The sequence below is a fragment of the Mesorhizobium sp. WSM4311 genome (genome assembly GCF_002295115.1).
In the GTDB taxonomy this organism is placed as follows: domain Bacteria; phylum Pseudomonadota; class Alphaproteobacteria; order Rhizobiales; family Rhizobiaceae; genus Mesorhizobium.
Genome location: NZ_NSFV01000004.1, coordinates 143820 through 163567 on the forward strand (window position 1 = coordinate 143820; position 19748 = coordinate 163567).

At 64.7% G+C, this 19748-nt stretch carries 16 protein-coding genes; 4 read left to right on the forward strand and 12 right to left on the reverse strand.

What is annotated here, in order from left to right:
• Nucleotides 1–154 precede the first annotated feature (154 nt).
• Nucleotides 155–1408, forward strand: a complete 1254-nt coding sequence (locus CK226_RS11535; RefSeq protein ID WP_095771808.1) for an FAD-dependent oxidoreductase — start codon at nucleotides 155–157, stop codon at nucleotides 1406–1408.
• 118 nt (nucleotides 1409–1526) lie between these two features.
• On the opposite strand, the gene CK226_RS11540 is transcribed toward CK226_RS11535, so the two are convergent.
• On the reverse strand, nucleotides 1527–2804 hold the full coding sequence (locus CK226_RS11540) for a 4-aminobutyrate--2-oxoglutarate transaminase (protein ID WP_095771966.1): 1278 nt from the start codon (nucleotides 2802–2804) through the stop codon (nucleotides 1527–1529).
• Between the two features lie 236 nt (nucleotides 2805–3040).
• Here CK226_RS11540 and CK226_RS11545 point away from each other — a divergent pair, with 236 nt between their 5' ends.
• From CK226_RS11545 to CK226_RS11555, 3 genes are read left to right on the forward strand one after another with little or no spacing between them, the layout of a single operon-like run.
• Complete coding sequence (locus CK226_RS11545; RefSeq protein ID WP_245437732.1) at nucleotides 3041–4177, forward strand: efflux RND transporter periplasmic adaptor subunit; 1137 nt, start codon at nucleotides 3041–3043, stop codon at nucleotides 4175–4177.
• Nucleotides 4174–5244: an efflux RND transporter periplasmic adaptor subunit gene (locus CK226_RS11550; protein ID WP_095791915.1), complete on the forward strand. Its 1071-nt coding sequence runs from the start codon at nucleotides 4174–4176 to the stop codon at nucleotides 5242–5244. The genes CK226_RS11545 and CK226_RS11550 overlap by 4 nt, the downstream gene beginning before the upstream one ends.
• Nucleotides 5244–8339: an efflux RND transporter permease subunit gene (locus CK226_RS11555; protein ID WP_095791916.1), complete on the forward strand. Its 3096-nt coding sequence runs from the start codon at nucleotides 5244–5246 to the stop codon at nucleotides 8337–8339. The genes CK226_RS11550 and CK226_RS11555 overlap by 1 nt, the downstream gene beginning before the upstream one ends.
• A gap of 39 nt (nucleotides 8340–8378) precedes the next feature.
• Here the strand turns inward: CK226_RS11555 and CK226_RS11560 are convergent, their stop codons facing one another.
• The 11 genes from CK226_RS11560 to CK226_RS11610 form a co-directional block, all read right to left on the reverse strand.
• Nucleotides 8379–9125, reverse strand: coding sequence for an ABC transporter ATP-binding protein (locus CK226_RS11560; RefSeq protein WP_095787340.1), 747 nt, complete (start codon nucleotides 9123–9125; stop codon nucleotides 8379–8381).
• On the reverse strand, nucleotides 9122–9958 hold the full coding sequence (locus CK226_RS11565; protein WP_095791917.1) for an ABC transporter ATP-binding protein: 837 nt from the start codon (nucleotides 9956–9958) through the stop codon (nucleotides 9122–9124). The genes CK226_RS11560 and CK226_RS11565 overlap by 4 nt, the downstream gene beginning before the upstream one ends.
• Entirely contained in the window at nucleotides 9955–10875 is a 921-nt protein-coding gene (nikC, locus tag CK226_RS11570; protein ID WP_095771803.1) for a nickel transporter permease, read from the reverse strand. Before nikC ends, CK226_RS11565 begins: the two co-directional genes overlap by 4 nt.
• Nucleotides 10872–11933 carry an ABC transporter permease gene (locus CK226_RS11575; protein ID WP_095771802.1) on the reverse strand — a complete coding sequence of 354 codons (1062 nt, stop codon included), beginning with the start codon at nucleotides 11931–11933 and terminating at the stop codon, nucleotides 10872–10874. Before CK226_RS11575 ends, nikC begins: the two co-directional genes overlap by 4 nt.
• 18 nt (nucleotides 11934–11951) lie before the next feature.
• Nucleotides 11952–13595 (reverse strand): ABC transporter substrate-binding protein, encoded by a 1644-nt coding sequence (locus tag CK226_RS11580; RefSeq protein ID WP_095791918.1) that lies wholly within the window; start codon nucleotides 13593–13595, stop codon nucleotides 11952–11954.
• 261 nt (nucleotides 13596–13856) lie between these two features.
• Nucleotides 13857–15149, reverse strand: coding sequence for a lytic murein transglycosylase (locus CK226_RS11585; RefSeq protein WP_095791919.1), 1293 nt, complete (start codon nucleotides 15147–15149; stop codon nucleotides 13857–13859).
• Between the two features lie 26 nt (nucleotides 15150–15175).
• Nucleotides 15176–15781, reverse strand: coding sequence for a recombination mediator RecR (gene recR, locus CK226_RS11590; RefSeq protein ID WP_095771799.1), 606 nt, complete (start codon nucleotides 15779–15781; stop codon nucleotides 15176–15178).
• Nucleotides 15782–15871: 90 nt separating this feature from the next.
• Complete coding sequence (locus CK226_RS11595; protein ID WP_095787265.1) at nucleotides 15872–16867, reverse strand: cell wall hydrolase; 996 nt, start codon at nucleotides 16865–16867, stop codon at nucleotides 15872–15874.
• Nucleotides 16868–17095: 228 nt separating this feature from the next.
• A complete protein-coding gene (locus tag CK226_RS11600; RefSeq protein ID WP_095791920.1) occupies nucleotides 17096–17503 on the reverse strand; it encodes a hypothetical protein in 408 nt (135 codons plus the stop codon).
• A 76-nt stretch (nucleotides 17504–17579) separates the two neighbouring features.
• The gene (locus tag CK226_RS11605) at nucleotides 17580–17903 is read right to left on the reverse strand and encodes a YbaB/EbfC family nucleoid-associated protein (protein ID WP_095771796.1); all 324 of its coding nucleotides are present in this window, start codon (nucleotides 17901–17903) and stop codon (nucleotides 17580–17582) included.
• Between the two features lie 23 nt (nucleotides 17904–17926).
• Nucleotides 17927–19744 carry a DNA polymerase III subunit gamma/tau gene (locus CK226_RS11610; protein ID WP_095791921.1) on the reverse strand — a complete coding sequence of 606 codons (1818 nt, stop codon included), beginning with the start codon at nucleotides 19742–19744 and terminating at the stop codon, nucleotides 17927–17929.
• Between the last annotated feature and the right edge of the window lie 4 nt (nucleotides 19745–19748).

The window sequence follows — 19748 nt, forward strand, 5'->3', positions numbered from 1 at the left end:
TCAACTTTACACCTCGGCTGCACCGGCTTCGCTGTCGAACTGTACGATTGACAGCCGCCGTTCCGGGTGCGACCCGCAAACGCTCTCTTGCGGCGGCGCCAGACAATTGCCACCTGCCGAGAGATCCTAGGATCGAATCAGGATTTGGGACGCGATGAAGAACGGCGTGGTCATTGTCGGTGCGGGTCATGCGGGCGTGCAAGCGGCCGCCAGTCTGCGCGAGGACGGCTATGACGGGCCGGTGATCCTCATCAGTGACGAGAACGAACTGCCCTACCATAAGCCGCCGCTGTCGAAGACCTTCATCAAGGATGCCGAGGCCAAGCCGCAACCGCTTCGGGGTGAGGCCTTCTATACCGGCAGCGCCATCGACTACCGGTCGGACGTGCGGATCGAGCGCATCGATGTCGGCGGCCGCAGCCTGGAGATATCAGGCGGCGGCATGCTTGCCTTCGACCATCTGATCCTGGCGACCGGGTCGCGCCCGCGCCTCCTGCCGCTGCCAGGCGCTGATCTGGCCGGCGTCTTGTCGCTGCGCTCGCTGGCCGATGCACGGCGGATCCGCGACCTGAGCGCACGGAGCGAAGATGTCGTCATCCTCGGTGGCGGCTTCATCGGGCTGGAGATCGCCGCGACGCTGCGCGCGGCCGGCCGCACGGTGACGGTGGTGGAAGCGGTGGACCGGCTGCTTGGCCGCGCCGTGGCGCCGGTGGTGGCGAGCCATGTCCGGCAAAGGCTGGAAGCGACCGGCGTGCGCATCCTGACTGGCACCTCGATTTCAAGCCTCGAAGGCGAAAACGGCCATGTCGTCGCCGCGATCACCTCGTCAGGCGAAAGGCTGCCGGCGCGCATGGTCATCGTCGGCATCGGCGCCGTGCCCAATGTCGAACTGGCGCAGGACGCCGGCCTTGCCATCGCCAACGGCATCCGTGTCGATCACCAGATGCGCAGTTCGGTGCCAGAAATCCTGGCCATCGGCGACGTCGCCTCCTACCGGCACTGGTTCACCGGCGGCGATGTGCGGCTGGAATCGGTGCAGAACGCCACCGACCAGGCCCGCCTCGCGGCGCGCACGATCACCGGTCACGCGGATGCCTATTCGGCGGTGCCATGGTTCTGGTCCGATATTGGCGACATGAAGCTGCAGATGGTCGGACTGACCGCCGGCGGCGACAGCCAAGTCGTGCTGGGCGAACTGCCCGACAACAAGTTCTCGATCTACCATTATGCCGGCGACCGGTTGCTCGGCATCGAATCCGTCAACCGCCCCGGCGACCACATGCTTGGCCGCAAGATGCTCGGCGCCGGCTTCTCGCCGACGCCGGAGACCGTGGCAATGGGTCCCGAAGGGTTGAAGGCGGCTCTGGCTGCCTTTCAGCAGGATGAGCCGGCAAGAGCTGCGGGATAGCCGCGCTTACCCTCCCCTTGTGGGGAGGGGTCGCTGCGAAGCAGCGGGGTGGGGGTCGGCGCAATGCCCCCACCCGGACCTGCGGTCTGACCTCCCCACCAGAGGGAGGTAAGGTGGTTCAGGCAGCGCAGACTTCACGGATCGAGCTCTCCAGTATGTCGAGCGCCTCGTTCATGACCTCATCCTGGATGGTGATCGGCGCGAGGAAACGGATGACGTTGCCGTAGACGCCGCAGGTCAGCAGGATCAGGCCCTTGTCGAGCGCCTTCAGCCGGATGGCGTTGGCGATCTCGGCCGACGGCAGGCCCTTCTTGACGTCGTTGAACTCGACCGCGTTCATGAAGCCGAGGCCTCTTATATCGACGATCTCGGGCACGTCGTCGCGGATCGACTGCAGGCGCTGCTTCAGCCGCGCGCCCAGCGTGTTGGCACGGTCGCACAGCTTTTCGTCCTCGATCACATCAAGCACGGCATGCGCGGCCGCAACGCCGATCGGGCTGCCGCCATAGGTGCCGCCGAGGCCGCCGGGGCCGGGCGCATCCATGATCTCGGCGCGGCCGGTGACGGCCGACAGCGGGAAGCCGCCGGCCAGGCTCTTGGCCATTGTGGTGATGTCGGCCGCGACGTCGTGGTGATCCATCGCGAACATCTTGCCGGTGCGGGCAAAACCGGTCTGCACCTCGTCGGCGATCAAAAGCATGCCGTGCTGGTCGCAGAGCTTGCGCAGCGCGGTCAGGAATTCGCGCGGCGCCTCGTAGAAACCGCCCTCGCCCTGAACCGGCTCGACAATGATGGCGGCGACGCGGGCCGGATCGACATCGGCCTTGAACAACCGGTCGAGTGCGGCAAGCGAATCGGCAACCGACACGCCGTGCAGCGGCACCGGGAACGGCGCGTGATAGACGTCGCCCGGCATGGCGCCGAAGCCGACCTTGTAGGGCACGACCTTGCCGGTCAGCGCCATGCCCATGAAGGTGCGGCCATGGAAGCCGCCGGCGAAGGCGATGACGGCCGGGCGTCCGGTGGCATTGCGGGCGATCTTGATTGCGTTCTCGACCGCCTCGGCGCCGGTGGTGACGAAGATGGTCTTCTTGTCGAACTTGCCGGGCAGCATTGCGTTCAGCCGCTCGGCCAGCCTGACATAGCTTTCATAGGGCACGACCTGGTGGCAGGTGTGGGTGAAACGGTCGAGCTGCGCCTTGACCGCTTCGATCACCCTGGGATGGCGGTGGCCGGTGTTGACGACGGCGATGCCAGAGGAAAAGTCGATATAGCGACGGCCTTCGACATCCCAGATTTCCGAATTTTCGGCCCGGTCGGCATAGATTTGCGTGGTCATGCCGACGCCGCGCGAGATCGACTGGTTTTTGCGTTCGGAAATGGCTGAATTCTTCATGATATCCCTCATCGGGCCGGCGCCCGTCCTCGTTGATCAGGTGTCTTCTGACCTTATTTCACGTTTTCCTCAAGTCGGCACCACCGGCGGGCGATTGGGCCTGCGACGAGAAGATCCGGGCCTTAACCAGTCGGACGATACGCGTACGAGGCCGGTTTCCTTTTTGCGGGGATCGATTATCCTCCCGACATCCGCGAGGCATCGCGATCAGCGACCTGCGGCTGGGGGAGCCCATGATGAGGAACGCGACATCGTCCGTCTCGCCGCCATCCGTCAAAACCTCCAGCCTTTTGTCATTTCCAATTGCCTCGGCAGTGTGCGCCTGCGCAGCCGCATTGCTGCTGGCCGGCTGCCAGAAGCAGGAAGCGGCGGACAAGAAACTGCCAATCATGGTGCGTACCGAAACGGTGGCGATGGCCGACTATGCGCCGAGAACCTCGCTGACCGGGGTGATCGCCGCGCGCACGCTGAACAATCTGTCGTTTAGGGTTGGCGGCCGCATTGCCGAGCGACTTGTCGATGTCGGCCAGCATGTCGACCAGGGGGTGGTGCTTGCCCGCATCGATCCGCAGGAGCAGCAATCCGACCTGCGCTCCGCACAGGCCGATCTCGATGCAGCACGAGCGCAGCTGACCCAGTCCGCCGCCGCCTTCGACCGGCAGAAGACGCTGCTTGCCCAGGGCTTCACCACAAGGCGCGACTATGACGCCGCCGACCAGGCGCTGAAGGTGGCGCAAGGCAGCGTCGATGCCGCGCAGAGCGCATTCGCCAACGCCCAGCAGAATCTGTCCTTCACCGAGCTCAAGGCGGGTGCCGCCGGCGTCATCACCGCCCGCCAGGTCGAAACCGGCCAGGTAGTGCAGGCGGCACAAACCGTCTTCACCGTCGCCGAGGACGGTGACCGCGATGCGGTGTTCAACGTGCAGGAGACGCTGGTCGCCAGGACGCCGGCCTCGCCGGCGGTGACGATCACATTGTTGTCCGACCCGCAGGTCCGGGCGACAGGCAAGGTGCGCGAAATCTCGCCGGCGGTCGACCAGGCTTCCGGTTCGATCCGGGTGAAGGTCGGCATTGCCGACACGCCAGCCGGCATGCCGCTGGGGGCGGCCGTCATCGGCTCGGTCAGCGCCAAGCCGGCGAAGGCGATCCTGCTGCCCTGGCAGGCGCTGACATCCAGCGCCGGCAAGCCGGCGGTGTGGATCGTCGACCCCTCTACCAAGGCGGTGGCGCCGACGCCGGTCGAGGTGCAGGCCTTCGATTCAGGCACGGTCGTCATCACCGGCGGACTGAACGAGGGCCAGAGCGTCGTGACCGCGGGCGGGCAGTTGCTCAGTCCTGGCCAGACGGTCGAGATATCGGGAGCAGCCCAATGAACCGGCCTGTCATGCTTGGCCTGTTCGCGCTTGGCGCGCTCGCCGCCTGCTCGAAATCGGAGGAAAAGCCGCCAGAGGTCATCCGGCCGGTCCTGTCGATGGTGGTCGAGCCGCGCACAACGCAGACCTTCGGCTTTGCCGGCTCGGTCGAGCCGCAGGTCAGCGCCGACCTTGCCTTCCGCCTGCTTGGCCGGGTCGTCTCGCGCGACGTCAAGGTCGGCGACATCGTCAGCAAGGGCACGACGATCGCCGCACTCGACCCGACCGCGCTGGAGCTGGCGGTACAAGCAGCCAAGGCCGAGCTCTCCAATGCCGAGGCCCAGTTCGCCAACGCCGCCGCCAGCGAGGAGCGCCAGCGCCAGCTGCTTGCCTCGGCCAACGCCTCGCAGGCGGTCTTCGACACCGCGCAGCAGGCACGCAAGGCCGCGGAAGCCAATGTCGAGCGGGCCAAGGCTTCGCTTGCCAAATCGCAGGAGCAGCTTGGCTACGCCAGGCTGTTCTCGGATTTCGACGGCGTCGTCACCGCTGTCGGCGCCGAAGTCGGGCAGACCGTCTCGGCCGGCCAGACGGTCGTCACCGTGGCACGCTCGGATCTGCGCGAAGCCGTGGTCGATATTCCCGATCAGTTGACCGGCGATCTGACGGCCGGCACGCCGTTCCAGGTCATCCTGCAATCGCTGCCGACGATCGAGACCCAGGCCAAGCTGCGCGAGATCGCGCCGCAGGCCGAGGGCTCGACCCGCACCCGGCGCGTCAAGCTGACGCTCACCGATCCGCCGCAGGCCTTCCGGCTCGGCTCGACGGTGACGGCGACCCGCGTGACCAAGGTGGCGCCGACGATCGAACTGCCCATCTCGGCGCTGCTGGAAAAGAACGGTGCCGACAAGGTGTGGATCGTCGATCCGCAGACATCGAGCGTGAGCACGAAAGAGATCAAGGTGGCCGCCAAGGGTGCCGCAACCTTTACCGTCGCCGAAGGGCTGGAGGCCGGCATGCGCGTCGTCACCGCGGGCGTCCACAGCCTGAGCGAAGGCCAGAAGGTCAAAGTGCCGGAGGGCGGCGTCTGATGAAGGGCTTCAATCTCTCCGACTGGGCGCTAAGCCACCGCTCCATGGTCTGGTATTTCATGCTGGTCTTCGTGGTGGCCGGCATCTTCTCCTACCTCAATCTCGGCCGTGAGGAAGACCCTAACTTCACCATCAAGACGATGATCATCCAGGCCAACTGGCCGGGCGCCTCCGTCAAGGAGACCTTGCAGCAAGTCACCGACCGCATCGAGAAGAAGCTCGAGGAACTCGACAGCCTCGACTACACCAAATCCGTCACCACCGCCGGCCAGACCGTCATCTTCGTCAACCTGAAGGACACCACCAAGGCGCGCGATGTCGTGCCGAACTGGATTCAGGTGCGCAACATGGTCAACGACATCAAGGCACAGCTTCCGCAAGGCGTGCAGGGACCGTTCTTCAATGACCGCTTCGGCGATGTCTACGGCAACATCTACGCCTTCACATCGGACGGGCTGACGCCGCGCCAATTGCGCGACTATGTCGAGGATGTCCGCGCCAAGGTCCTGACCGTGCCCAATGCCGGCAAGGTCGATCTCGTCGGCGCGCAGGACGAAGCCATCTATCTCGAGTTCTCGACCCGCCAGATCGCCGCCCTCGGCCTCAACCAGCAGGCGATCGTGGCAAGCCTGCAGGCGCAGAACGCGATCACGCCGTCCGGCGTCATCCAGTCTGGACCGGAGCGCATCAGCGTGCGCGTCGGCGGCCAGTTCACCTCCGAGGACAGCCTTCGCGCCATCAACCTGCGCGTCAACGACCGCTTCTTCCGGCTGAGCGACGTGGCGACGATCACGCGCGGCTATGCCGATCCGCCAACGGCGCTGTTCCGCTTCAACGGCCAGGATGCCATCGGGCTCGCCATCGGCATGAAGCCCAACGCCAATCTGCTGCAGTTCGGGGAGGCGCTGCATGAGGAGATGAACAAGGTGCTGGCCGACCTGCCGGTCGGTGTCGGCGTGCATCTGGTTGCCGACCAGCCGGTCATCGTCGAGGAGGCCGTCTCGGGCTTCACCCGCGCTTTGTTCGAGGCGGTGGCCATCGTGCTCGCAGTATCGTTCATCAGCCTCGGCATGCGGGCCGGCTTCGTCGTGGCGCTGTCGATCCCGCTGGTGCTGGCCATCACCTTCACGGTCATGGCCTATCTCGGCATTTCGCTGCAGCGCATTTCGCTCGGCGCGCTGATCATCGCGCTCGGCCTTTTGGTCGACGACGCGATGATCGCCGTCGAGATGATGGTGGCGCGGCTGGAGGTCGGCGACAATCTGCGCAAGGCGGCCACCTATGTCTACACCTCGACCGCCTTCCCGATGCTGACCGGCACGCTGGTGACGGTCGCCGGCTTCATCCCGATTGGGCTCAATTCGAGTGCCGCCGGCGAATACACTTTCACCCTGTTCGTCGTCATCGCCGTGTCGCTTTTGGTGTCATGGATCGTGGCGGTGCTGTTCGCGCCGCTGCTCGGCGTCACCATCCTGCCGGCGACGATGAAGACGAAACACCATGACCAGCCGGGACGCTTCACTTCGCTGTTCCGGCGCGTCCTTGTCGGCTCGGTGCGCCACCACTGGCTGACCATCATCGCCACGGTGCTGTTGTTTGCCGCCTCGATCGCCGGCTTCGGTCTCGTCCAGCAGCAGTTCTTCCCGCCCTCCGACCGGCCCGAGCTGATCGTCGACTGGAACCTGCCGCAGAATTCCTCGATCGCCGAGACGCGCGACCAGATGGAGCGCTTCGAGCAGCGGGCGCTGGTCGGCAATCCCGATATCGACCATTTCTCGTCCTATATCGGCGAGGGCGCGGTGCGCTTCGTGCTGGCCTATGACGTGCAGCCGGCCAACCCCTATTTCGGCCAGACCGTGATCGTCACCAAGAGCATCGAGGCGCGCAACCGGGTCAAGCCGGCGCTGGAAAAGCTGCTGCGCGAGGAGTTCGTCGGCACCGACGCCTTCGTCAAATTGCTCGAACTCGGGCCGCCGGTCGGCCGTCCGGTGCAGTACCGCGTCGGTGGTCCCGACATACAGACGGTGCGCGAGCTGGCGCAACAATTCGCCGGCGTGATCTCGGCCAATCCGAAGCTGGCAGCACCCACCTTCGACTGGAACGAGCCGCAACGCGTGCTGAGGGTCGACGTGCTGCAGGACAAGGCCCGCCAGCTCGGCATCACCTCTTCCGACATCGCCAGCGCGCTGAACAGCACGGTCGGCGGCGCCACCATCACGCAGGTGCGCGACGCCACCTATCTGATCAATGTCGTGGCGCGCTCACGCGATGCCGAACGCGGCTCGATCGGGACGCTGCAGAACATGCAGTTGCCGACCAGCACCGGCGAGGCGATCCCGCTCGCGGCGGTGGCCAACTTCCGCTACGAGCTGGAGCAGCCGACAGTATGGCGACGCGACCGCATTCCGACGATCACCGTGCGCGCCGGACTGGTCGGCGACGTGCTGCCGGCCACCGTGGTCAACGAGCTGAAGCCATCGGTCGATGCCTTCATCGCCAAGCTGCCGCCGGGCTATTCTGTCGAGACCGCCGGCTCGGTCGAGGAAAGCGCCAAGAGCCAGGGTCCGATCGCGGCCGTGGTGCCGCTGATGCTCTTCGTCATGGCCACGATCCTGATGATCCAGTTGCAGAGCTTCCAGCGCCTGTTCCTGGTGGTGGCGGTGGCGCCGCTCGGGCTGATCGGCGTGGTCGCGGCCCTGGTGCCGAGCGGCGCGCCGCTCGGCTTCGTCGCCATCCTCGGCGTGCTGGCGCTGATCGGCATCCTGATACGCAACTCGGTCATCCTGATCGTGCAGATCGAGGACCTCGTCGCCGAGGGCAAGGACCGCTGGGCGGCCGTCATCGAGGCGACCGAACACCGCATGCGGCCGATCGCGCTGACGGCGGCCGCCGCCAGCCTGGCGCTCATCCCGATCGCACGCGAAGTGTTCTGGGGCCCGATGGCCTACGCCATGATGGGCGGCATCATCGCGGGCACAGCGATCACGCTGCTGTTCCTGCCGGCGCTTTATGTGACGTGGTTCAGGATCAAGGAGCCGAAGCAATCGAGCCAGGCTGGACACAGCGAAGTCTTGCCTGAGGGCGGAGCAGCCTGACGCTCGCGTGGCGCCAAGAAGTCGATTTATCAAATTTGGCTACGCCCTCACGAAGCCATCGCTCGCTCTCAGCAGATTGCGTGTATAATCCTCGGTCACGCGGTGCGCGACGAGTTGGGCTGCCGTGAGGTTCTCGACCGCCTCGCCGCTTTGCATCACCATCAACCGCTCGCACATATGGGTGATGATGGCGAGGTCGTGGCTGACCATCAGGAAGGTCAGCTTGCGCCGTCGGCGGACCTCTTCCAGCAGGTTGAGCACTTCGGCCTGCACCGAGGCATCCAGCGCCGAGGTCGGCTCGTCGAGCAGCAGGATTGCCGGCTCGAGGATCAGCGCGCGTGCGATCGCCACACGCTGGCGCTGGCCACCCGACAATTGATGTGCGTAGCGGAAGCGGAAACCGTTGCCGAGACCGACTTCATCGAGCGCGCGTTCTATGCGCTTTTCGCCATCGGCAAAACCATGGATGGCAAGCGGCTCCTGCAGCAGCCGGTCGACGGTCTGGCGCGGGTGCAGCGAGCCATAAGGATCCTGGAAGACCATCTGCACTTCGCGATAAAAGGCCTTGTCGCGGCGCGCGCCGAGCGTCTTGCCGTTGACGGTGATGCTGCCCGAGGCGACCGGCGCAAGGCCGGCGATCGCCCTGAGCAGCGTCGATTTGCCGGAACCGCTCTCACCGACCAGGCCGAAGGATTCGCCTGACCTGACTTCGAGGCTGACGCCTTTCAGCGCGCGAAACCGGTCGAAGATCACTTCCAGCCCGTCGACGGTGATCGCAGCTGTCATGCCGCCCACTCCGGCTTGCGGTCGAGCACAGGCAGGGGGTGACGCTCGAAGCCGATCCTGGGCATGCAGTTGAGCAGGCCGCGCGTGTATGGATGCTGGGCCTGGCCGAGTTCGGAGGCCTTGAGCTGCTCGACCACCTTGCCGGCATACATGACGATGACGCGATCGCAGAAGGACGAGACCAGGCGCAGATCATGCGAAATGAAGATCAGGCCCATGCCGCGATCGCTGACCAATTTATCGAGGATGCCGAGCACGTCGAGTTGCACGGTGACGTCGAGCGCCGAGGTCGGCTCGTCGGCGATCATCATTTCCGGTCCGGCGATCAGCATCATGGCGATCATGGCGCGCTGGCCCATGCCGCCGGAGACTTCATGCGGGTGCAGGTCGAAGACCCGCTTGGGATCGCGGATCTGGACCGCCTCCAGCATGGCCAGCGCACGCTCGCGCGCCTCGGCCTTGGAGACCTTTTCATGCGTGCGCAGGGTTTCGACGATCTGCCGGCCGATGCTCATCACCGGGTCGAGCGAATATTTCGGATCCTGCAGGATCATGGCGATGCGGTTGCCCCGCAATGCCCGGCGCTGACGCGGCGAGATGCCGAGCAGGTCAATGCCGTCGAAGGCCAATTTTTTGGCCGATATCCTGGCCTGCGGCGGCGTCAGGCCCATGATGGCGCGGCCGGTCTGCGATTTTCCCGAGCCGCTTTCGCCGACGATGCCGAGCCGCTCGCGGCCTAGCGTGAAGGACACGCCGCGCACCGCCCGGACCAGGCCGGTGCGCGTCGGAAAATCGACCCTAAGATCGTCGACGTCGAGCAGGGTGTCGCTCATTGGTCACCGCTCCGCGGATCGAGGGCATCGCGCAAGCCGTCGCCAAGCAGGTTGAAGCCGAGGCTGACGATGAGGATGGCGAAGCCGGGCGCGCCGGCCACCCACCACTGGTCGAGAATGAAGCGGCGGCCCGACGCGATCATGGTGCCCCATTCGGGCAGCGGCGGCTGCGCGCCGAGGCCGAGGAAACCCAGGCCGGCGGCGATCAGAATGATGCCGGCCATGTCGAGCGTCACCCGGATGATCAGCGAGGAGATGCAGAGCGGCATGATGTGGCGCAGCACGATGCGGAAGGGCGAGGCACCCATCAGTTGTACTGCCTTGATGTAATCGGAATTGCGCACCGTCAGCGTTTCCGCGCGCGCAATTCGCGCATAGGGCGGCCAGGAGGTGATGGCTATCGCCAGCACCGCGTTCTCGATGCCGGGGCCGAGCGCGGCGACGAGGGCCAGCGCCAGGACCAGCTTGGGGAAGGCGAGGAAGACATCGGTGATGCGCATCAAGATGGCATCGGTCCAGCCGCCGGCATAACCGGCGACGGTTCCGACCAGCAGGCCGATGGGTGCGGCGATGATGGCGACCAGGATGACGACGTAGAGCGTCCAGCGCGAGCCGTAGAGGATGCGCGAAAGGATATCGCGGCCGAGGTCGTCCGTGCCGAACCAGTGCCCGGAACTCGGCGCCAGCAGCCGCGCGTTCTTCAGGTCGCCGAAGGTCGGCGAATAGGGTGCCAGCACGCCGGCGAGGGCCGCGATGACCAGCAGGGCGATGATGATCAGCAGCCCGACAAAAGCCAGCCGGTTGGCGGAAAAACGCCGCCACGCGACATAGGCGCGGCCAAGCCTTGCCTGCATGCGGGAGGCCGGCCGCTCGCTGAGCAGCCAATCGCGACGGCTCTGGATCGCCTCGGCGCTCATCCTGCCTTCGTCCTTGGATCGAGCACGCGGTACAGAAGATCGGACAGAAGATTGATGCCAATGAAGACCGAACCGATGGCGATGGTGCCGCCGAGCACGGCATTCATATCGGCATTCTGCAGCGAATTGGTGATGTAGAGACCGATGCCGGGCCAGGAAAAAACGGTTTCGGTCAGCACCGAGCCTTCGAGCAGGTTGGCATAGGAGAGCGCGATCACCGTCACCATCGGCACGGCGGCGTTGCGCAGCGCGTGGGCCCAGATGATGCGCCGTTCCGACAAGCCCTTGGCACGCGCGGCGACGATGTATTCCTGCGCGAGTTCGTTGAGCATGAAGGAACGCGTCATGCGGCTGATATAGGCGAGCGAAAAATAGCCGAGCAGCGAGGCCGGCAGGACAATGTGGCGGTAGGCGTCCCAGAAGACATCCCATTGCCCCTGCATCGCCGAATCGAGAAGGTAGAAACCGGTGATCGGCGTGAAGGTGTATTCGTAGACGACATCGAGCCGCGCCGGGAAAGCCACCCATTGCAGCTTGGCGTAGAACAGCACCAGTGCCAGCAGGCCGAGCCAGAAGATCGGCACGGAATAGCCGATCAGGCCGATAATGCGCACGATCTGGTCGATGATGCTGCCGCGCCTGACCGCCGCCAGCACGCCGAGCGGCACGCCGATGAACGAGCCGATCAGTGTTCCCAACGTCGCCAGTTCGATGGTTGCGGGAAAAGCACGACGGATGTCGGTCATGACCGGATTGGTGGTCAGCACCGAGGTGCCGAAATCACCGCTCAGGGCATTCTTCACATAGATGTAGAATTGTTCGATCAGCGGCAGGTCGAGGCCCATCTCGCGGCGCGTGCGCTCGACGACATTGGCCGGCGCCCGGTCGCCGAGCACCGCCAGCACCGGGTCGATCGGGATGACACGGCCGATGAAGAAGGTGACCGCGAGAAGACCAAGGTAGGTCGTCACCGCGATGACCAGGAAACGGCCGATCGCCGACGCAATGGCGACGGCGCGGGCGCTGCCGCGCCCGCTCTCGTTTTCAACCGCGCTCATGCGGCGCGTCCGCGCGCGCTATTCTTTCGAGACCGGCCCGACGAAGTTGGTGTCGAAGCTCGGGCCGAGCGCGAAGCCCTTGAGGTTCTTGCGCAGCCCTGCCACTTCCAATTGCTGATGGATGATGACGAAGGGGCTGGTGTCGAGGATCTTCTGCTGCAAATCCTTGTACATGTCGGCGCGCTTGCCCGTATCCTTCTCCAGCAGTGCCGCTTCGGTTTCCTTGGTCAGGTCCGGAATGTCCCAGGAATTGCGCCAGGCAAGCGTGTGCGACTTGCCGGCATCCGAATTGTCGGGGTTGGAGGCGAAGGTCTGGGCGTTGGAGTTCGGATCGAAATAATCCTGGCCCCAATTGCCGATATAGATGTCATGGTTGCGGGCGCGGTACTTGGTCAGCGTCTGCTTGCCGTCGCCGGGGATGATTTCCAGCTTGATGCCGGCCTGGCCGAGCGTCTGCTGGATCGATTCCGCCATGCCGGTCGTCGGCTGGCCGGTGCGCACGTCCATGGTGACGCTGAAGCCGTCGGCCAGGCCGGCCTTGGCCAGCAATTCCTTGGCCTTGGCAACGTCGAGCTTGAAGGGATTGGTGTCGATGGCGCCGAGATCGCCCTTGGGCAAGAATGATTGGTGGATTTCGCCGATACCCTTGAGGATGGTCGAGCTCAACGCATCGTAGTCTACCAGATATTTGAAGGCCTGGCGGACCTCGGGCTCGGCGAGGTTCGGGTTCTTCTGGTTGAGGCTGATGTAGTAGACCGTGCCTTTCGGCGCGCTGGTGGTGGTGAGCTTGTCGTTCTTGGCGATGGCGTCGAGATCGTTCGGCTCGAGGTTGCGGGCGACGTCGATGTCGCCGGCTTCGAGCGCCAGGCGCTGGGCCGAGCTTTCCTTCATGTTGCGGTAGATGACGCGGGCGAGCTTGGCTTTTTCACCGTGATAGTTGTCGTTGCGCTCCATGACGACAGCTTCGTTGGCGCGCCATTCGCGCAGCTTGTAGGCGCCGGAGCCGGCATAACCGGTTTTCAGCCAGGCATTGCCGAAGTCGTTGTCCCATTTGTAGTCGGCGCTCGGCGTCACCGCGGCGACATGCTCCTTGACCAGCTTGGCATCAACGATCGAGGCGACGGTGGCCGACAGGCAGTTCAGCACGAAGCTCGGCGCATACGCCTTGTCGACGGTGAACTGGAATGTGGTGTCGTCGATTGCCTTGGCCTTTTCGGCGACGTTGTCGCCGCTTATGCCGAACTGGTCGATGATGAAGGCCGGGCTCTTGTCCAGCTTGACGGCGCGCTCGAACGAATAGGCGACGTCAGCCGCGGTGATCGGGTTGCCCGAGGCAAATTTGAGGCCCGGCTTGAGCTTGAAAGTATAGGTCAGGCCATCGTCGGAGACGGTCCAGCTCTCCGCGAGATCCGGCTTGACCTTGGAGGTGTCGCCGAGGTCGAGACGGACCAGCAGGTCATAGGTGTTGCCGGTGACTTCGGCGGTCGACAGCTCGAACGCTTCGCCCGGATCCATGGAGATGATGTCGTCGATGGCGAATCCCTCGACCAGCGTGTCGGCGGGCGTGACGGCGAAGGCAGGCGCTGCGCCAATGAGCAGCGCGGACACCGCCGCGCCCGCCAGCAAGGCACGCGAGCGAAGAGCAAATTTTTCCATCATCATCGTGATTGTTCCCTGTTTTGTTGGTTGTTGACCTGAGTTCCCGGCTCAGGGTTGCAGAATTCTTGTCGGGGCCGAACGACAGCCCTCAAGCCCCTTACCGTCGTGGTTTTTGTCCAATTGGTCAACAGCATATCCGGCCGCTTTGTGACGGGCAACGAGCATTTGCAGAACGGCCCATTGGAGCAGAATGGCGGGCAGCGCGTCGACGCACGGGCCGGCCGATCGGGGCCGCCGGACGAGAAAATCTGCCAATTCTTCGAGTTATTTCAGCACGGCGACCAGGCCGGCATCGGGAAAGCAGGTCGCTGCCTGGCCGTTCTTGGACTGCCACTTGCCGATCGAACGGCGGGTCTTGAAGCCCGGCAAGCCGTCGGCGCTGCCGACATCATAGCCCTTGGCCTCCAGCGCCCGCTGCAAGGCGGCGATGTCGGAGCGATGGAGATCGCCGACCGGACCCCAGTTGCCGGCAAAATTCTGGTCGCCATGCGCAATGCGGTCGGCGCCGTGACCGATGAACAGCGCGTAGAGGTCGCTGGTGTTGTATTCCTTCAGCACATAGAAATTGGGGGTAGCGATAAAAGCCGGCCCGCTGCGGCCGGCCGGCATCAGCAGGAAGCCCTCCACCTTCAGCTCGCTCGCCGGAAACGGCTTGCCGCCGACGCGCTTGATGCCCATGCCAGCCCACTCGGAGATCTTCTTGCCCTGATCGGGACCTTCCAGCGAGCAGGAGACGCTGTCGGGCACGGTTACCTCGAAGCCCCAGCCGCGTCCCCTCACCCAGCCATAATGGACGAGATAGTTGGCGATCGAGGCGAGCACGTCGGGCGTCGAGTTCCAGATGTCGACGCGCCCATCACCGTCGAAATCCACCGCGTGCTTGAGAAAGGAGGTCGGCATGAATTGCGGCTGGCCAAGCGCACCGGCCCAGGACGATTTCATCGCGCCGACCGGGGCGAGGCCGCGTTGGACGATTTCCAGCGCGGCCAACAGCTCGGTGCGAAAGAAATCCTCCTTCGTCGACATGAACGCCTTGGTGCCCAGCACCTCGAAGGCGTCGTAAGGCATCTTTGCCGCGCCGAAGCCGGTCTCGCGGCCCCAGATCGCCAGAAGGATCTCGCCGGGCACGCCATAGCGCTTTTCGATCGCCGCAAGCGTCCTGGCGTTGGCGGCTTCGCGCGCGCGGCCGCCCGACGTCACCGCACGAACCGTCTTCTCGGCGAAATAGGCGCCGGGCGAGCCGAACTCGGCCTGATGCTGCTTCTGCGGCGTCTTCGGCTTCTCGCCGGGCATGACAAGGTCGGGCAGCTTCAAATTGGGCCTTATGCCGTCGAAGGCGGCATCGAAAGTCTGCTTGGAAATGCCTTTGGCCTTGGCCTCGGGCCAGAGGTCGTTCTGCAGCCAGGCGCGGAATTGGTCGTCGATCTTGGCGGCCGAGGCGGGGGCAGAAAAGACGAGGAAGGCAAGCGCAGCCAGGAAAAATGCAAGACAGAGCTGGCGACGTCCGCGTTCTGTGTCGGTGCTTGGCACCAGCCTCGAAGGACGCGCAACAATCATTATCCGCACCCTTCCCGCCAATTGCATCAAAACGCCGTCCGTGCGCGCAGCGCGGCGGCGAGCGTGCCCTCGTCGAGATAGTCGAGTTCACCGCCGACCGGCACGCCATGCGCCAGCCTTGTCACCTTGATGTCGAAGCCGGACAGCTGGTCGGTGAGGTAGTGCGCGGTCGTCTGGCCCTCGACCGTTGCGTTGACGGCGAGGATGATCTCCTTGACCTCGCCGCCGGCGACGCGGTCGATCAACGAGCGGATGTTGAGCTGGTCGGGGCCGACACCATCGAGCGGCGACAGCGTACCGCCGAGCACATGGTAGCGCACATTCATGGCGGCTGCCCGCTCCAACGCCCAGAGATCCGACACGTCCTCCACGACGATCAGCGTGGCGGCGTCGCGGCGCGGATCGGTGCAGATCATGCAAGGGTCGGATGTGTCGACATTGCCGCAAGTGGAACAGATGCGCACCTTGTCGGCGGCTTCGCCCATGGCGGCGGCGAGCGGCGACAGCAACTGTTCCTTCTTCTTGATCAGATGCAGCGCCGCGCGCCTGGCCGAACGGGGGCCAAGTCCCGGCACCTTGGCCAGGAGTTGGATCAGGCGTTCGATCTCGGGACCGGCGATTCGCTTGGACATTGCTCTGATCTAGGGTTTTTCAGAGCGCTTTGGAACATCCGGCGTTCGCGCATGGTCGCCATACTGCCAATCGAAGCCGTGCGATGCGAATCAGTTGACCTCGAGCGGTCGAGACTGGCTGGCGATCATGGCACCGATGGCGTCGGTGTTCTCAGGCGTCGACTGGAACCCCATCGCCGCCTCTTGCGGAGCATCCTGAACCGAGGAAATGACGCGGGTGTTCAAGGTTCCGCCGAAACGGGCGGCGTCCGGTTCTTCCATCGGCTCCTGCATCGCGACCATTGTCGGCTTCACGGTCACCCGCGCCGACTTGGCCGTGGGCGCCGCGGCGGCGGTCACATAGGTCTCTTGAGCCGGGGCGGCGGTCCTGATCTTGGGCTGATGAGCCGGTTCCGCGGCGGCGGTCATATAGGCCTGCTGCGCCGGAGCGGTTCGGGACGTTTTGGCGGGGCGCGCCGGCTCCGTCGAGGCAACCATCGTCACCGGCGCGGCCGGCTTCACGATCTCGGACCCGGCCGACGCAACCGCCACCATTGGTTCATCCGGCAGCGGCTGCCAGTTGCGGCCGCGCTTCTCGTAGAAGGCATTGCCGCCGGCAACCATGGTGTAGTGCATGTTCTTGTAGGGGAAACGCAGGCCGGCGGTGTGGAAATACATCGTGTTCTTCAGCTTGGCCTTGCGCTCGCCTTTGAGCACGGCATCGGCCGCTTCCTCGACATCGGGCATGGCTCGCGAATTCATCGGCCTGGTCATGACGCCCGGCGCGAATTGCCCCGGCTCTCCGACCACCTGGCAGATGGTGCTGCCGTGGTTGCCCGAGCGCAGCCGGTTCATGACCACGGTGCCGACAGCGATCATGCCATCGCGGCTCGAGCGGTTGGATTCGAAGAACATCGCCCTTTCCAGGCACTCCCTGTCCTTCGGCGAGTGGCTGGAGGCGCGCGACGTCAGGAAGCTCGGCGTGATGGCATCGGTCAGGCCTGCAACGGACATGCCGTGCGAAGTGGTCTGGCTGCAGGCGGCCAAAAACAGGGGAGACGTGATGACGCCGAGCAACAGCGGCGTCTTCCATCGCGTGACGATCAACAGGCTACCCTCTCACTTCGATGCCCGCCCCCGGGCTGCGGCAAGAATGAGACACTTTCGGGCAAAATGATGGCCAAAACGTTATTAACAAAGTACTGTTGCCGAAAAGGCACAATTTTGAGCCTTTCCAGATAGATCGAGCCGTCATTTCACGAAAGCGATGACCGCTCTCTCTTGGTTTCGCCGCAATTGCCGAGGGAAAACCTCGTCCCGTTTTTCCGGGAATCGCTACCGCGCGGTCGCAATCGCCGCCGGCTGGCCAGGCTCAGCCTCCTCGACCTTCTCCGAAAACAGGCCGCGCCTGAGAAACAGCGCCCGCGCGTCCCTGGCCGCCGGCGCGATCTTTCCCGGCCAGTCGCTGTCGATGAATTCGGCCTTGGTGAAATCGGGATTTGTTTCGGAGGCCGCCTCGAGGAATTCGGCGATCTCCAGCACGACAGCGCGTTCGTCCTTCGAAAGCGCCGACGTGCCGGCCTCGATCGACGGCCGGTGCACGAAATCCTCGAACAGGTAGAAGTAGCCCTTGATGCCGACAATATCGACGCCGGCATCGCAATCGGCGAGAATTTCCAGAATCTCGTAGATCCTGTTGCGGATACGCTGCTCGATCAGTCTTTCGGACGGCTCTTCGGTCATGGGCGCATCGCCGCTGGTTTAAACTTTCATGCATGCCGTTACCCCAAAACCGCTGCACGGTCTTGAGCGAGACGCATCAGAACGGCAGTTTCATTCCCGGCGGGATCGGCAGGCCTGATGTCAGCGCCTTGGTCTTTTCCTGCATGATCTGCTCGACCTTGGCCTTGGCGTCATTGTGGGCGGCCAGAATCAGGTCCTCGAGGATCTCGACCTCATCCTCCTTGAACAGGGACGGGTCGATCTTCAGCGACTTCATCTCGAACTTGCCGCTCAAGGTGACGCTGACCAGGCCACCGCCGGCCTGGCCGACGGATTCGACCGTGGCGATCTCATCCTGCATGGCCTGGAACTTGGCCTGCATTTCCTTCGCCTTGCCCATCAGGCCGAGAAGATCTTTCATGGTCCGATCCTTGTCTTGGTTTGTCAGGTCTCGTCGTCATCCGCCGGCGGCTCGACCGGCACTTCGGCTTCGGTCGCGTCTGCCTCCGGCGCGTCGGGAATGCGCACGTCGATGATCTTGGCGCCGGGAAAGCGCGCCAGGATGGCGGCAACCGTCGGATCGCTCTTTGCATCGAGGAAGGCGTTTTCGCGCTTGGTCGATTCCATTTCGGCCAGTGTCTGGCCGCCCTCTTCCTTCGACAGCGACACCAGCCAGTTGCGGCCGGTCCAGGCGCGCAGTTTCGTCGTCAGGTCGTTGAGCAGCAGCTTGGGCGCATCGTCGGTCAGGCTGACGTCGATGCGGCCGGGCTCGAAGCGGACAGGACGGATGCAACGCTTGACCAGCACCTTGAAAGCTATGTCGCGCTGCGCGTCGGCAAGCGCAACGATGTCGGCCAGCGACCTGACCGGCACCTGCTGCGGCTCGGACACCGGCGCGGGCGGCGCGACGAAGGCGGCCGGCGCCGGCGTGGCCTCGACCAGCCGCATGGTCTGCGCGCCACCGGAACCGGATGGCATGCGCGCCTGCGCCACCGCGCTGGCCGCGCCGCCATTGCCAGGACCGGCAGGGGCGCCATTCGGGCGCGATGCGCCATTCTGAACTGTTGCTGCCCCGTCCAGTGATCGCAACGCCTCGTCCAGAGTCGGCAGGTCGGCGGCATGCGCCAGCCGGATCAGCACCATTTCGGCGGCACTGACCGGCCGGTTGGAGGACTGCACCTCGGGAATTCCCTTGAGCAGCATCTGCCAGGTCCGCGACAGCACACGGACCGACAGCGCCCTGGCGAAATCGGCGCCGCGCTGGCGCTCGTCCTGCGACAGCGATGCATCGTCCATGGCGGTCGGCACGAAACGCAACCGGGTGACGAGGTGGTTGAACTCGGCAAGATCGGTCAGCACCGCGGCCGGATCGGCGCCGGTGTCGTATTGCGCGCGGAATTCGGCGAGTGCCGCCGCCACGTCGCCCTTCATCACATGTTCGAACAGATCGACGATGCGGGCGCGGTCGGCCAGGCCCAGCATGGTCCGCACCGCTTCGGCGCTGACGGCGCCGCCGCCGTGCGCGATCGCCTGGTCGAGGATGGAGAGCGAATCGCGAGCCGAGCCTTCGGCCGCGCGCGCGATCATCGCCAGCGCGTCGTCGTCGACCAAAATGCCTTCCTTGGCGGCGATCGAGGAGAGATGCGCCACCAGCGCGCCGGCGTCGATGCGCCTGAGGTCAAAGCGCTGGCAGCGCGACAGGACGGTGATCGGAACCTTGCGGATCTCGGTGGTGGCGAAAATGAATTTGACGTGCGGCGGCGGCTCTTCCAGCGTTTTCAGCAGGCCGTTGAAGGCCTGCGTCGACAGCATGTGCACTTCGTCGATGATGTAGACCTTGTAGCGGGCCGAGACCGGCGCGTAGCGCACGCGCTCGATGATGTCCCTGATGTCGTCGATGCCGGTGTGCGAGGCGGCGTCCATCTCGATGACGTCGACATGGCGGCCTTCCATGATCGCCTGGCAATGCTCGCCGAGCACGGCGAGGTCGACGGAAGGCTGGTCGACGGTCGCGGTCTTGTAGTTCAGCGCCCGCGCCAGGATGCGCGCCGTGGTGGTCTTGCCGACACCGCGCACGCCGGTCAGCATCCAGGCCTGGGCAATGCGGCCGGTGGCAAAGGCGTTGGTAAGGGTGCGCACCATCGGCTCCTGGCCGACCAGCTCGGAAAAATTCGACGGCCGGTATTTGCGCGCCAGCACGCGGTAGGCGGCGGCCTTTCCATTCTCCGGGCTTTTTGGCCCCGAATTTCCGGCTTCGCTCATTCGC